Source organism: Halobacteriovorax sp. HFRX-2_2 (assembly GCF_043196705.1).
GTDB lineage: Bacteria > Bdellovibrionota > Bacteriovoracia > Bacteriovoracales > Bacteriovoracaceae > Halobacteriovorax_A.
Genome location: NZ_JBEBMT010000004.1, coordinates 190849 through 204391 on the forward strand (window position 1 = coordinate 190849; position 13543 = coordinate 204391).

At 35.4% G+C, this 13543-nt stretch carries 15 protein-coding genes, 1 tRNA gene and 1 other RNA gene; 16 read left to right on the top strand and 1 reads right to left on the bottom strand.

Annotation, left to right across the window (positions count from 1 at the left end; all coding sequences use genetic code 11):
- Nucleotides 1-111: 111 nt before the first annotated feature.
- From ABMA79_RS13755 to ABMA79_RS13825, 15 genes are all read left to right on the top strand, one after another.
- Nucleotides 112-188, top strand: a tRNA-Arg gene (locus tag ABMA79_RS13755).
- 30 nt (nucleotides 189-218) lie between these two features.
- A complete protein-coding gene (locus ABMA79_RS13760; protein ID WP_393093308.1) occupies nucleotides 219-974 on the top strand; it encodes a ThiF family adenylyltransferase in 756 nt (251 codons plus the stop codon).
- 82 nt (nucleotides 975-1056) lie between these two features.
- Complete coding sequence (locus tag ABMA79_RS13765) at nucleotides 1057-1635, top strand: hypothetical protein (protein ID WP_393093311.1); 579 nt, start codon at nucleotides 1057-1059, stop codon at nucleotides 1633-1635.
- Nucleotides 1625-2470: a hypothetical protein gene (locus ABMA79_RS13770; protein ID WP_393093314.1), complete on the top strand. Its 846-nt coding sequence runs from the start codon at nucleotides 1625-1627 to the stop codon at nucleotides 2468-2470. Before ABMA79_RS13765 ends, ABMA79_RS13770 begins: the two co-directional genes overlap by 11 nt.
- A gap of 10 nt (nucleotides 2471-2480) precedes the next feature.
- Nucleotides 2481-3086 (top strand): CsgG/HfaB family protein, encoded by a 606-nt coding sequence (locus tag ABMA79_RS13775; RefSeq protein WP_392861271.1) that lies wholly within the window; start codon nucleotides 2481-2483, stop codon nucleotides 3084-3086.
- Nucleotides 3087-3090: 4 nt separating this feature from the next.
- The gene (locus ABMA79_RS13780) at nucleotides 3091-4554 is read left to right on the top strand and encodes a hypothetical protein (RefSeq protein WP_393093317.1); all 1464 of its coding nucleotides are present in this window, start codon (nucleotides 3091-3093) and stop codon (nucleotides 4552-4554) included.
- 23 nt (nucleotides 4555-4577) lie between these two features.
- Nucleotides 4578-5306: a PilZ domain-containing protein gene (locus tag ABMA79_RS13785; protein ID WP_392861267.1), complete on the top strand. Its 729-nt coding sequence runs from the start codon at nucleotides 4578-4580 to the stop codon at nucleotides 5304-5306.
- The gene (locus tag ABMA79_RS13790) at nucleotides 5303-5785 is read left to right on the top strand and encodes a nucleoside deaminase (RefSeq protein ID WP_393056989.1); all 483 of its coding nucleotides are present in this window, start codon (nucleotides 5303-5305) and stop codon (nucleotides 5783-5785) included. Before ABMA79_RS13785 ends, ABMA79_RS13790 begins: the two co-directional genes overlap by 4 nt.
- Nucleotides 5786-5830: 45 nt before the next feature.
- Nucleotides 5831-7099 (top strand): hypothetical protein, encoded by a 1269-nt coding sequence (locus tag ABMA79_RS13795; protein ID WP_392861265.1) that lies wholly within the window; start codon nucleotides 5831-5833, stop codon nucleotides 7097-7099.
- A gap of 43 nt (nucleotides 7100-7142) precedes the next feature.
- An RNA gene (gene ffs / locus ABMA79_RS13800) (signal recognition particle sRNA small type) lies at nucleotides 7143-7239 on the top strand.
- Between the two features lie 70 nt (nucleotides 7240-7309).
- Nucleotides 7310-9127 (top strand): DNA polymerase III subunit gamma/tau, encoded by a 1818-nt coding sequence (gene dnaX, locus ABMA79_RS13805; RefSeq protein WP_393093320.1) that lies wholly within the window; start codon nucleotides 7310-7312, stop codon nucleotides 9125-9127.
- Between the two features lie 14 nt (nucleotides 9128-9141).
- A complete protein-coding gene (locus ABMA79_RS13810) occupies nucleotides 9142-9456 on the top strand; it encodes a YbaB/EbfC family nucleoid-associated protein (RefSeq protein WP_392861262.1) in 315 nt (104 codons plus the stop codon).
- Between the two features lie 12 nt (nucleotides 9457-9468).
- Nucleotides 9469-10062 (top strand): recombination mediator RecR, encoded by a 594-nt coding sequence (recR, locus tag ABMA79_RS13815; protein WP_392861261.1) that lies wholly within the window; start codon nucleotides 9469-9471, stop codon nucleotides 10060-10062.
- Nucleotides 10063-10071: 9 nt separating this feature from the next.
- The gene (locus ABMA79_RS13820) at nucleotides 10072-10563 is read left to right on the top strand and encodes a hypothetical protein (protein ID WP_392861259.1); all 492 of its coding nucleotides are present in this window, start codon (nucleotides 10072-10074) and stop codon (nucleotides 10561-10563) included.
- A gap of 10 nt (nucleotides 10564-10573) precedes the next feature.
- Nucleotides 10574-11167 (top strand): ATP/GTP-binding protein, encoded by a 594-nt coding sequence (locus ABMA79_RS13825; protein ID WP_392861258.1) that lies wholly within the window; start codon nucleotides 10574-10576, stop codon nucleotides 11165-11167.
- Here ABMA79_RS13825 and ABMA79_RS13830 read toward each other — a convergent pair.
- Complete coding sequence (locus ABMA79_RS13830) at nucleotides 11156-12382, bottom strand: esterase/lipase family protein (protein ID WP_392861256.1); 1227 nt, start codon at nucleotides 12380-12382, stop codon at nucleotides 11156-11158. The two genes, ABMA79_RS13825 and ABMA79_RS13830, sit on opposite strands and share 12 nt — an antisense overlap.
- Nucleotides 12383-12527: 145 nt before the next feature.
- Here ABMA79_RS13830 and rsmH point away from each other — a divergent pair, with 145 nt between their 5' ends.
- Nucleotides 12528-13532 (top strand): 16S rRNA (cytosine(1402)-N(4))-methyltransferase RsmH, encoded by a 1005-nt coding sequence (gene rsmH / locus ABMA79_RS13835; RefSeq protein ID WP_393093323.1) that lies wholly within the window; start codon nucleotides 12528-12530, stop codon nucleotides 13530-13532.
- Nucleotides 13533-13543: the final 11 nt, after the last annotated feature.

Below are 13543 nucleotides of genomic sequence, written 5' to 3' on the forward strand. Positions count from 1 at the left end.
TAAATTGAGCCTATTGTCCAATTTTTTAGGGCCCTCTGACAAATATTTCCTTGAATGCAAGAACGCATTGACAATATGAGCAGTTAGGGGCTATAAATAACTCCTACATGCGCACTCGTAGCTCAGCTGGATAGAGTGTCTGACTACGGATCAGAAGGTCGCAGGTTCGACTCCTGCCGAGTGCGCCATGTTTCTTAAGCACCTGTTTTTACAAGCCTATGTCAAATCACGAACAAAGATTTAATGGAATAGCGGCCCTTCTTGGAGCTGAGGCTTTCTCTGTAATTAAAGATTCACATTTTATGATTATTGGCCTTGGTGGTGTTGGAACTTGGTGTGTTGAATCGATTGCTCGTCTCGGAGTTAATAAAATCACTTTAGTTGATCTCGATGATATTTGTGTTTCAAATACTAATCGCCAACTACATGCTCACGATGGAAACTATGGAAAGATGAAGGCCGATGCTCTTAAAGAGAGGATCGCGACAATTAATCCTGACTGTGAAGTTGTCTGTCATTATTGTTTTTTTAATGAAAAGAATATGGATAAGATATTTGCTGAGCAGCCTTCGATTATCATCGATACTATTGATGCGCCCCGTGAGAAGGCGATATTAATTAATGAGTGTTATAAGCGTGAAGTTAAAATTGTAAGTTCTGGAGCAATTGGTGGAAAAGTTGATCCTACAATGATCACTGTTGCAGAATTATCTAAGACGAAACAAGATATGCTTTATCGTAAGGTGAGACAAGAGCTTAAAAAGAAGCACCTTTACCCTCTTGGCCGTTCAAAGGCCAAGGTTCAATGTGTCTATTCCCCTGAGCCATCAAAGAAGATTAAAAAGTGCGAAATTGATAATACTTCGAAAGCACTAAAGCTAGATTGTGATGGTGGGCTAGGTACTGCTACATACATGACAGGAACAGTAGGCTTCTTGCTAAGTCATGTTGCTGTTAAGGAATTATTAAAATAATTTTTCATTGATTATATCTCAACGTAAAGTAAAATTAGTTGACTTGGAAAAGTCCGCTAAGATTATTTTTTTAGGAGATATCATGACAAAGTTTTTCTCATTTTTTCTAATATCAATTGCGTTGATTTCTTGTGCTTCTGGAAAGAAGGCAAGAGAGTTTGAAATTGATTATAAAATCTTAAATGCTTCAAATAAAATTGAGCCTGATTGGTTAGAAAGCGCTGATAACTACAAGGGTGATAAAGACTATCACTACTTCCTATCACAATCTGAAAACAGAAATAGAAGACTTTGTGTTAAGTCTGCTACGGCCAGATCAACTGCAGTTATTGCTTCTGAAATCTCTCAGGAGATTGCAAATGATTACACTGAAGTAACGAATCTTGATGAGGACTCACAAGAAATTAAAACATTTTCAGAAACTCTAACTCAATCAATTAGAACAAAAGTTTCTGGGGTTCGTGTTAAAGAGCAGTACTGGGAAAAAAGACAAAAAATGAAAGATGAAAAGCTTATTGGTGATCCATACTACACTTGCTATTCGTTAGTAGGTATTAAAGAAGACACTCTACAAAGAGCAATTCGATATGCACAAGAAAAAGCAATTGCTGTAGCTAAAGATTCACACAAAGAAGAGCTGAGACAAAAATTTGAAGATTAAGATCCTACTTATTTCACTTTTGAGTCTTTATTCGTTTGGACAAATAAAATCATGTCCTAAGGATTTTCTATGTGCAAAGACATGTGGCCTAAGTGAGAAAGAGGCGACTGAGGATGCACGAGTAGAAATAGCCAAGAACTTTCAGGTTAAAGTAAAAGCAAAATTTATTTCGATTGAAAGCTCTAATGGTAAATTAGATGAAGGCGAATATTCTGACTTTGTCAGCGAAGAAGTTTCTGAAAACTTATTTGGCGTTGAAATGATTGAGTCATTTGTTGATGAGGAATCATACTACTGTGTCTTAATGGGGCTTAATACCAAAAAGTTCATGACTAAATTGAAAAGTGATATTTCTGGATTAAAGAAAGAAAACGAAGACTTATATAAGACTGGATATAATTTAGTTCTTTCAAAAATTAGGGCCAATAATAGTGTGATTAAAAAGTTAGAGCTATATATGATGACTCTGGCCGATAATTATAAGTCTAAAGCTAAAAAGTATGAAGCACGTTCTAAAAAGGAAATTACATTACACGTTTATTCACAACCTAAGTTTGAGATCGTTGATAAGCTGTTAATAAGTGAGCTTAATAAGAATAATGTATTTTCAGGAAAGAGTGAGGAACGCTTAAATATTGCAATTGCATTAATCGACGAGTTTTTAAACGTTGATGGTTTTGTAAAAAAGACGTTGGAGATTAACTTTAATAAGAAGAAATTGAATATTACAAAAAGGTATACACAAACAGGTCGTTCAGAAAAGGCCATCATTGAAGAAGTTGTTGATGAGTTGATGGATGATTTACCTGATATTTTTGTTGATTTAAAAATTTAATGGAGGATATATGAAAAAGATTTTAGCTCTTACTGTGCTTTTTACATTAGTTTCATGTGGGGGATTTCAAGCTGAGCGTGTTTCGGGTGACACATCAGATGAGAAGTCATTAGAAATTACTGATGCATGGGTTACGCGTGATACTGAAAATTCAGTTGAAACAGTGATTCAAAAAATGAAACAACATAAAGGATTTAAAAATTATCTACTTAAGTTAGGTAGACGCCCAAAAGTATTTGTTGCTGAATTTAGTAATCAAACGGCCGAGCCATATTTTCCGTCAGATGATATTTCTGATGAATTCTTAACTCAATTAAGTGAGTCTGGAGAATATATTTTAATCGATGCTTCTGCTCGTGAGGCCCTGTTAAAAGAAATTCAATATCAAAACGATGGGATGGTTAGTCCTGCTGAAGCAAAGAAAATTGGAAATGCTGCAGGTGCAGATATAATGATCTTTGGTAATGTAAGAATGCAGCCACGTTCAAGAAGTGGGAAAACATTAAAAGAATACACAATGAATATTCGCATGACGGACATTTCTAGAGGTGTCGAAGTTATGAGAACAAGAACACGTGTAAATAAGTATTCTGAAAAATCGAAAGTAGGTTGGTAATTAGTTGAATATTACTAATTTAAAAAAGATTTTAACACATTCATTCCTTATCATTCTTGTCTCATGTGCAGCCAGGAAAGTAAGGGATGAAGGTGACCTCATTTCATCTTTATATAAAAGTAACGACTACAAAAGTGTTGTTGAAAAAATTAATAAAGGTGAAGTCTATAAGCGAGAGGAAGATCGCTTCCTAAAGCAAGCTGAACTCGGTATTGCTTATTTTAATTTAAAAGACTATGACAATGCTCTTTTGTATCTTAACAATGCTAAAGAGATCGCAAATGAATTGTATAAGATTAGTATCTCCAATAAAGTAGAGTCCCTTTTTATTGGAGAGGCAACTGACATCTATTATCCAAATCAATTTGAACAGGCCAATATACGATTTTATGAAATTCTTGCTCACTATATGAAGAGCAAAGAAGTTACTTCGGATAAGCAAAAGAGATTTCATCAACAGGCAATGGTATCAACTCTAAGAGATTGGAGTGCTTATATCGAAAACTTTAAGGCCCAAAATAGAGGACGTGCAATCTATAAGGGATCAACCTTTATTGATCTGATGGGAATTGTCGTTCATGATACTTATGGTAGGGCCAAGGATCGTTCGATTGTTAATAATTTTAAAAAAATAGGAAAAAGAGATCTTATTCAGCAAATGGGACTATATCCTAGCTACAATTCATCACATAAAAAATATCAAGAAGATTATAAAAAACTCCACTTAATGAGTCAGGGTGAGCTTTCAAAGTATATAACAGAAACTGAGACTTATAAGAGCACATACGATTTCTTTAATAATAGAAAATCATTCAATACATATATCATTATTTTAAATGGCCACGTCATTAAGAAAACGGCCAAAGTCTACGACTTTCCACTGGGCCTTCCTGTGGGAGTTTATATTTCAAATGACGAGGGGATGGATGACTTTGTAACATTCTCTTTGAAAATGCTCGCTCTTACCAGAGGTGCTGAACCAAAGATTTACTTTGAGTTACCAAAAATTGATTCAACGACAGTATCGACTCCTAAAAAGATCATAATTAAAAATGCTAAAGGAGAGAAGCAAGAAAGCGGTTCCTCTGTACTTATGACCAATACTTCTGAAGTCTTAAGTAGTTCTTTAAAAAATGATGTCTCACTTTTAGAAGCAAAAGTAGGGGCAAGGCTTGCGGCCAAGCATATTGCTCTTTTAACTTCTGCCTATCAGACTTATCGTAGTCTCTACAATAATGGCAGCCTGATTGCTTATCTCTCTGCAAGTGCTGCTTACGCTGCTGGAAACCGAGCAATTCAAGAATCAGAATTAGCTGACCTACGATCTTGGTATGGTATTTATGACCATATCCATCTTTATCCGGTTAACCTTAAGCCTGGTGAGTATGAGTTAACAATAGATGATAAAAAATATAAATTTACTCGTGAAGAGGGCGCTAAGCAAATAGTTCCACTAATTATCAAATAATCCTATTTTGATAAAATAGAATAATGTTAATCAGTATCAGTAAACTATCAATTAAGAGTGACTTCAATAAAGTTCAAGCATTGTTTTCGCTACATATGTTCTTGTTCTTCTTGGCCAAGGGTTATGAGTTCTTTAAGTTTCAATTTAACTTTATCGCACTTTTTGGAATTATCTTTTCCGTAATCCTTTATCGACTCTATTATCGAATGCAAAAAAATGTTCACTATTCTTTTTGGACTTTAAGTGTCGTCGTTGCACTCTTTGTTATTTTTTATATCTTGAGGTCCTTGTATTACTACAATGACTTCTCATTATTTTTTCTCTACACAATGTCTCTCATGTTACTTGGTGTCCTTTGTTTCTCTTTGTATACACCTGTTTTCTATCCTGTCATAAGTTGGTGGGAATATGACTTTAGGTACCGCAACGACTTAAAGACGTGTGTTTACTCGGAAGGTCTTGATGGAGTGGAGGGAAGATTAGTTGATCTACGTCGTAAGGCTGGTGGCCTTACTTTGTTCGATGATTTGAAGATTGGTCAAAAGCTAGAAATTGAGCCTCTAACTGCAAGCATTGATGGACGCCTGAGTGTTGAAGTGGTATCTAAAAGACAGCATTCGATAGGACGACCTTTTACATACGGTGTAAGATTTCACAACACTGATGAAACTTCTCGTCGTCGTTATGGTGAATTAGAAAAGTATTGGAATTTTGAGCGTAAGGCCAAAAAAGATAAAAAATTTAAATCATGAGTATTAAATCACACATTTGGAATATGAACCTGGCCCTTAAAGAAGCGGAGCTTGCTTTTAAGGCGGGAGAGGTTCCTGTTGGAGCAATCATTGTTGACGAAAATGATAACGTGATAGCTCGTGCTCATAATTTAAAAGAACATCAAAAAGATACGACGGCCCATGCCGAAATTCTCGCTATCAGAGAAGCGAGTGAAAAACTTGGGGATTGGCGACTTCTTAATTGCACAATCTATATTACGCTTGAGCCTTGTCCAATGTGCTTATATGCAATTTTGCAGGCACGTTTTAAAAATGTTGTCTTTGGTGCCTATGATCAGAAGGCGGGATCAGTTTCACTTGGTTATAGTTTTCAAAAAGATAAGCGCTTCAATCATAAATTTTCTATCATTGGTGGCGTTGAGCACTTTAAATGCTCGAAAGTATTATCAGATTTCTTCAAATTGCGTCGAAAAACTTATCGAAAGCGTCAAAGTTAAATCTCTAGTGTTTACATTCTGACGATATTTATCGAACATAAATACATGTTTAAATTTATCTTATCGGCAACATTCGCATTATCTTGTATGGCCAATTCTATGTTTTTTGAAGTTGATTCCATCAGCTTAAATAGAGAATTAGGAAGTGACTTTCTTGGTGGCGTTGCCCATGCCAGAGATGTGTATATAAAATACGATGCCGTTGAGTTTGATTTAACAGAGAATGGTGAATTATTTCTTGTTAATACTTTCTTATTTAATAATCGTATTAATTTTCAAAAAGATAATTTAAATCTTACAACTCATCTTCCACAGTTCACTGAAATTGATCTACTTAATATGATTTATGCAAAAGAAGCTAAAATCGAATTTGCAGAGACTGGCTTTTTTGCAAATGGGCCACAACTTAGTATTGGCGCAGAACAATTTCTTTTTGATATCAAAGATGTTGATATTAAATGTCAAAGTGATGAGTTTACATTTAACTTAGATGAAATTTGTTTGAAGGATATGCACATTAAGCCACTTGAGGGCAAAGAATTCGCAATCGTAGAAATTAAACAAAGTGGTGCTAGCCAATCTAATGTAAATATTCGTGGAAAGGAAGTTGCCTTTAAAGAAGATTCAATAATCATCGATGCTCAAAGCGCTTCTGGTAACCTTCTCAATAGTTCGATTAACTTTAAGAATATTAATATTGATTGTTATAAAGACCCAAATTTAAGTGCTTTTAATCTTGATCTAATCTTCGCTGGTTGTTTAGAAGAGTCTCGAATTGCAGGAAAAGAGATTAAGTTACTTAGAGAAGGGATGCCATTTAATGTTTTTGACGGACAAGTTTATTTTGAAAAACAGCACCTTGGTCTGATTGCTAATCAACTAGAGGCCCAAACTAAAAAAGGTGAATTTACTTTCACTAAGATTGAGGCACGTTGTGTAAAAATAGATCCGTCTGATAAGGAAGTGGATGCTGTTTCAATTTATGAAGGATGCCTTAGAAGATCTGATTTTAGTATTCAAAAGATTAGTGAAGATAAGAAAGAGTCAGATAAGAATCGTATTCGTGATCTAAAAATTACTGTTGCTGATGGCCACTTTAATATGACGGCCAAGCTAAAGTCTCTATTCACTTTCAAATTTAAGGCCGCTGGAAAACTCGATGTTCATCCTGAGCAGCGTGAAGTGAGAATTAAAGTTAACCGAGCACGAGTTGCAGGTATGACGGCAACAAAATTCGTTTTGAAATTTGTGATGAAGTTCATCAATTCCGACTCGGTGAGTCTCAAAGGTGAGACGATTATCATTAAATACTAGCTTTCATTGACATCATACTAAGATAAATATTATATTCATGTTCGGTAGCCGGTCAGACAAATGTAGCGGAGCTAACTCCGCCAGGTCGGGAACGAAGCAACGGTAACTTTTGTTGCATTGTGTTTGTATCGGCTGCCCCTTTCCAATACCTATAATTTTTCCTATAGTTAACAAGTAAAATTTTAAAATCATATAAAGTGATGGTGCTTAATGTCATATCAGGTCTTGGCCAGAAAATATCGTCCTGCAAAATTTCAAGATTTTGTTGGGCAAGAACATATCGTTAAAACTTTAGTTAACTCACTGAGAGAAGACCGACTAGGTCATGCCTATATCTTTTCTGGCACACGTGGGATTGGTAAGACAACGATAGCTAGAATTTTTGCAAAAGCACTAAGATGTGAAACTCGTGATGAGAATCAAAACCCATGTGGTGAATGTAGTGCATGTCAGGACTTTGATTCTGCGGCTTCAATGAATGTCGTTGAAATCGATGGTGCATCTAATAATAGTGTTGATGATGTAAGAGAGCTAATTAGTAATATTTCTTATCTACCATCTAGTGGTAAGTATAAAGTTTATATTATTGATGAAGTTCACATGCTTTCTAATAGTGCTTTCAATGCCCTTTTAAAAACATTAGAAGAACCTCCAGAGCATGCCGTATTTTTAATGGCGACAACTGAGCCGGAAAAACTACTTGGAACAGTTCTTTCGAGATGTCAGCGTTTCGACTTTGTTAATGCAACAGTTGAAGAGCTTAAGTCTCATATTATTCACATTGCACAGCTTGAAGATATTACTTTTGCTAACTCAGAGTTAATTGAAACTCTAGCTAAACTTGGTAATGGATCTTTTAGAGATACGCTTTCTTTATTTGATCAGGTTTTAAGTTTTTCTTTTGGACAAGAAATTACAGAGGATATCTTTGCTCAGGCCCTTGGGATCGCAAAGCTTAGCTCAATTAAAACATTAATTGATTCAACTCTTTCTGAAAATATTGAAGAGCTGACTAATACTTTTAGTGCTCTCATTTCACAAAATATCTCTCTACAAAATATTGTAAAGTCTTTACTTGAAAATCTATTTTCAATTGTTATTGCAAAAGATTTCAACGATAAGTCGAGAGTTCTTTCAAAAGTGGATGGTGATATATTTGATCGTACAACACGTGCAGAACTTTACTGGGTATATGAAACACTCGCTAAGGATTTTACGTGGACGCTTGAGTCAATTATTCCGACGGATGCAACACTCTTAGCAATGAGAAAGGTAGCATTAAGACATCAGATAATTGCAGACACTCAGGTGGAGGATAGTGCGGGAAAGCCTGAGGCCCAAGTTGTGGCCAAGACTGAAGAAGTAACGACTGAAGAAGTTCAACCGCAACCTCAAATACAAGCACAACCAGAATTAGAAGTTACTCATAGTCCTGTTGCTGAAGAGCCAATACAAGAAGAGGCCGTAAAGCCTCATAAAATTATTTTTGATGATCCTATAGAACCACCAAAAGAATCTAGTGAAGATTCTGATGGAGAAACACAAGATGTTGAGTCAATTAAAGCGGAATCCACTGAGGAAGAAGTTGTTATTGAGGGCTCTAAGTCTTGGGATGGTTTTCTTCAGTTCTTAGCAAAGACTTCACCTGTTATGGGTGCAAATATGGAGCAAGGGAATTTAATTGGTGATCTAGTTGTTCAACTAGACAAGGTATCCCTTCTTATCGGTTATCCTACTGGTGCAAAAGTTTTCTTTGATCATATGAATAATCAGGAAACACTTGAGAAGGTAAGAGAGCATCTTAGAAAATATTTTCAAGTGCAAGAGATTGATCTATCAATCGAGCTAGTCGAAAAAAAGAAAGCAGAAGAAACAGATTTTAAATCGAAATTTGAAATTAATATAGAGAATGAAAATATTGAAAAACAAAATCAAAGAAAGGAAATTGAAGGTGATGAAATGCTTCAATTGGCCAGTTCAATATTTAACTCTAAGGTTGATAAAATTATCTTAAATGAAGATGAATAAAATTGGAGAATAAAATGGCAAAGGGAATGCAAGGCCTAATGAAACAGGCACAACAAATGCAGCAAAAAATTAGCACACTTCAAAAAGAACTTGAAAAGCGTGAGCTAGAGGTTTCTTCAGGTGGTGGTGCTATTAAAATCACAATTACTGGTAAGCAAGAAATTCAAGCTATCAAGATTGATCCTGAAGCAGTAGATCCAACTGATGTTGAAACTCTTGAAGATCTTGTTTTAACTGCAGTAAATCAGGCAATTAAAGAATCTCAAGATATGGTTTCAAATGCGATGAGCAAAGTTACTGGTGGACTAAATATTCCAGGACTTTTCTAAGGCTAAAACTTAATGAAACTACCTGAAAGAATTAATAATCTTGTTGATTCATTTTCTAAAGTGCCTGGCATTGGAGAAAAGAGTGCGCTAAGACATGTTCTTAGCTTAGCAAAGTGGACTAAGGAAGAATTAGGAGACTTTGCTGTTGCTCTAAATGAATTAGCAGAATTAAAAAAATGTAATCAATGCGGTGTCTTTGCTGATGAAGATATCTGTGCTGTTTGTAGTGATATTCATCGTAAAGAATCAACTGAGATTTGTATTGTTGAATCAATTACTGATTACATGGCCATTGAAAGAAGTGGCCAATACAGAGGACTGTACCATGTACTAGGTGGAGTACTAAATCCACTTCTAGGTGTTGGTCCAGCGGAGTTGAATATTGATAAGCTTAAAAAGCGTGTTGATGAACTCGGTATTAAATCTGTAATCTTAGCTATTGGTCCATCTGTTGAGGGTGATGCGACTTGTAGTTATATTAAATCAGTTCTTTCAGATGAAGTTAACGTCGATCGAATTGGCTTTGGGATTCCTATGGGTGGGAATCTCGACTACTTAGATACAATGACAATATCTAAGGCATTAGAAAATAAAACCAAAATGTAAGGAAGGTTTATGGATAACATCGAAGTCGTTATTCAAGAGTTTTTTAGAGAGTATAGTGGATTAGATTCTCTAGTTAATAGTGGTTTAATTGTTTGTCGTCAGGACGGAATTCCACTGTATTCATTTAAAAGTGTTGAAACTGATTTCGATAGTGATACTGCTGGTGCCCTTATTGCAGGTGTATGGCAGGCAAGTTCAGTTCTTTCTCAATTTATCCCAGAAGAAACGCAAGATGAGTTTAGATTCAATTATGCAACTTCTTCAAAAGGGATTTATATTACAAAGCTCTCAGGGTTCTTTGATGATATCTATCTAAGTCTCATCTATTTTGATGTGGATAATCCGGCAAAACTAAAGGCAAGAATTAGAAGTATTGAATCAAAGCTTCCAGAATTTATTGAAGCACATTTATCAGGGGATAGTGATCCAAACGAGGTCTTTCTATTCGATGATATAAGTGATAACGAAGTCGATGACCTCTTTGCAGGCGTTTTAGGATAACGGGGGCCACATGTCTTTTGTAAATTACAATACGAAGGAAATTAATTGTAAGATCGTTTATTACGGGCCAGGTCTTGGTGGTAAGACAACGAATATCCAATATATTTATCAGAAAACTGCTGGTGGAAATAAGGGAGAGATGGTTTCTCTCGACTCAGAAAATGAAAGAACAATCTTCTTTGATTTCTTACCACTTGATCTAGGTGAGATTAGAGGTTTTAAAACTCGCTTTCACTTATATACAGTTCCTGGACAAGTCTTTTACGAATCTTCTCGCAAGTTAATCTTACGCGGAGTTGATGGCGTGATCTTTGTTGCCGATTCTCAACTTGAGAGAATGGAGGCCAATATCGAATCACTTAAAAGCCTTGAAGCAAATCTTACTGAACAAGGTTACGATATTGATCAGATTCCAATTGTATTCCAATGGAATAAGAGAGATCTTCCAAATGTCACACCTGTTGAGGATATGAATCAAACACTTAATGCCGATGAAAGGCCTGCCTTTGATGCAGTAGCTGTTAAGGGTATTGGTGTATTTGAAACTCTTAAAACAATGTCAAAATTAGTACTGATGAATTTAAAGGGCGGCTTAAAAGAGTAGCCCTTTATACTTTAGATAGTGAATATGGGCCTCAATCAAAGCTTCTTGGCAGTAGAAAGAAGATCTTCTTCCAATAAGGTGATGGCCATCTAAAATACCAAGCTTGATGCCCCTTTCAAAATAGTATGGGAATAATGAACTTTCAGTATCAACAACTCCATCATTATCCTTCTTGCTTCTAATAAACATCTTCATAAGAATCATCCAGAGATGACTCTCATACCACTTTGATGAAAATCCTATCGAAGTATAGAAAAGATTTTGGTTAAGTTTGTCGTGGTTATTTCTCATCCAAGGCCTGCGAAAAGTCGAAGAAAGTGACTTCTGCATTTCTTTTGCCAAGATGTCTTTCTTGCCATCAATTAATTGATAAAGCTTTGAGTCCGAAAAATTATGAATAAGATTTAGGGTTTTAATAAATTTCTTATTGAATGAATTAGAGCCTAGAATTGGGGAAGCAATTGTTGAAAGGCCAACAATGGCATCTTGTTCTTCACTATAATCAGCTAGGTAGTGGAGTGAGTCCAGACCGCCTTTAGAAAAGGCAATCAGCCACAGCTTTTCATTAGGGTGATCACTTACATATTTTGAAATTTGTTCACGTAGTGACTTTGCATTCTTTAAGCAATTATCAAAGCCATTAACTTCTGGTGTGTAATACTTAATATTATAGTTTGATTTAAGATGTTGGCAGGCGCGCTCAAACGAAGGTGTTGAAAATAACTCATTGAAAACACCTGGAATTAAAACAATTGTAATATCTGTTTTAGGCTCTTCTAAATTAGAAATATAATTTGGATGGTACTTTGCGTACTCTACTTCGTTATAGATGATCTTAAAGATTTCATCATCTGGGAGGTCAATAGGTCTGCGGGCCTTGAGGTCATTAAAGAATCGATAGTTGACCTTATCAAAGTCGAATTTATTGTCGAAGCTTTTAAAATTTGTAAGAGAGTGTATATAGCGAGCTGAAGAAAAGCTGATCCAAGCACTCGATGTGACAAGGTTTCGCATCAGTTTAATGGCATCATTTGGTGAGAGGTTATTCTTAACTAAATTGAATCTTTCAACTAAGTCAGACTTGGTTAATTCTTTAGCAGAGTTTAAAAAAGATTTAGAATAATTCTTTCTCGCGCTATAAGCATTAACACGATTCTTAAAATCTAAAACTTTTGATTCAATATATTTATTTAAAATTAAATCAGTATCTCTCATAGTACTTTTAAATTCCTTGCGCTAGATGTAAAATTTTGGCATTGGTAGTGTATACAAGTCAAATGAATGAAAGATTTTAAAAGTTTGTTCACTTTTTTTTCGTTAAATTTGTAACTGCTAACTACTTATAAAATAAGGTTATTTAATGGTTGAAGAATATAAAGAGCACTATTCCGTCTTAAAGAAAGAATGTCTCGACTATCTTTATTTAGATAGCGAAGAACATGATCAGTTGCTTTTTGCTGACTGTACATTTGGGGCCGGCGGCCATTCTTTGGCAATTGTTAAAAGAGATGAAAAGGCCAAGCTAATTTCATTTGACCAAGATCCTGATGCTTTAAAGAACGGTCGTGAACTAATTAAGAAAAATGGTGTTGAAGATAGACTCTTTTTACACGACTCTAACTTTTGTCACTTCAAAGATATCGTCATGGGAAATCATGCTGATCTTGTGGAAGCAAACGGAGGGCTAAATGGAGTTCTTCTTGATCTAGGAGTTTCTTCTCATCACTTCGATGAAGGCTCACGTGGATTTTCATTTCGTGTTGATGCGCCGCTTGATATGCGTATGGACTACGATAATGACAATATTCAAACGGCCAAGGATATTATTAATCGCTATTCTGCACAGGATCTGGCCAACCTCTTTAGAGATTACGGCGAAGAAAAATATGCATGGAGAATTGCTGAGCGAATTGTTCTTGAGCGTGATAAGAACGGGCCAATTAATACTACTTTCCAATTGGCCGACTTAATTAAAGATTGTTATCCAAAAAAATTACAATTTGGCCGCATTCATCCGGCGACAAAATGCTTCCAAGCACTGCGTATAGAAGTTAATCGCGAGTTGGATGTAATAACTGACGTAATTAATCAGGTGCTACCATTATTAAAGATTGGTGGTAGAATATTAATTATAAGTTTTCATTCTTTAGAAGACAGAATTGTGAAGAAGCTTTTTAAAGATTATGAAAAAAATGGACTTGGTGAGATGCTTTTTGAAAATGAAGTTAAAAAGCCAATTATTCCGAGTGATGAAGAGATTGCTGAAAACTCTCGCTCAAGAAGTGCAAAACTTAGAGTGCTTAAGCGTGTTGTAAGTAAGAAGTCGAAAAATAAATACGAGAAATTTTCAAAGATTGAAAATTGATAACAATAGGA

Excerpts from the sequence above, each read along its gene's own strand:
- ABMA79_RS13785 (WP_392861267.1), top strand. The coding sequence starts at position 4,578 with ATGTTAATCAGTATCAGTAAACTATCAATTAAGAGTGACTTCAATAAA.
- ABMA79_RS13820 (WP_392861259.1), top strand. The coding sequence starts at position 10,072 with ATGGATAACATCGAAGTCGTTATTCAAGAGTTTTTTAGAGAGTATAGT.
- recR (WP_392861261.1), top strand. The coding sequence starts at position 9,469 with ATGAAACTACCTGAAAGAATTAATAATCTTGTTGATTCATTTTCTAAA.
- ABMA79_RS13765 (WP_393093311.1), top strand. The coding sequence starts at position 1,057 with ATGACAAAGTTTTTCTCATTTTTTCTAATATCAATTGCGTTGATTTCT.
- rsmH (WP_393093323.1), top strand. The coding sequence starts at position 12,528 with ATGGTTGAAGAATATAAAGAGCACTATTCCGTCTTAAAGAAAGAATGT.
- ABMA79_RS13810 (WP_392861262.1), top strand. The coding sequence starts at position 9,142 with ATGGCAAAGGGAATGCAAGGCCTAATGAAACAGGCACAACAAATGCAG.
- ABMA79_RS13775 (WP_392861271.1), top strand. The coding sequence starts at position 2,481 with ATGAAAAAGATTTTAGCTCTTACTGTGCTTTTTACATTAGTTTCATGT.
- ABMA79_RS13790 (WP_393056989.1), top strand. The coding sequence starts at position 5,303 with ATGAGTATTAAATCACACATTTGGAATATGAACCTGGCCCTTAAAGAA.
- ABMA79_RS13795 (WP_392861265.1), top strand. The coding sequence starts at position 5,831 with ATGTTTAAATTTATCTTATCGGCAACATTCGCATTATCTTGTATGGCC.
- ABMA79_RS13825 (WP_392861258.1), top strand. The coding sequence starts at position 10,574 with ATGTCTTTTGTAAATTACAATACGAAGGAAATTAATTGTAAGATCGTT.
- ABMA79_RS13760 (WP_393093308.1), top strand. The coding sequence starts at position 219 with ATGTCAAATCACGAACAAAGATTTAATGGAATAGCGGCCCTTCTTGGA.
- ABMA79_RS13830 (WP_392861256.1), bottom strand. The coding sequence starts at position 12,382 with ATGAGAGATACTGATTTAATTTTAAATAAATATATTGAATCAAAAGTT.
- dnaX (WP_393093320.1), top strand. The coding sequence starts at position 7,310 with ATGTCATATCAGGTCTTGGCCAGAAAATATCGTCCTGCAAAATTTCAA.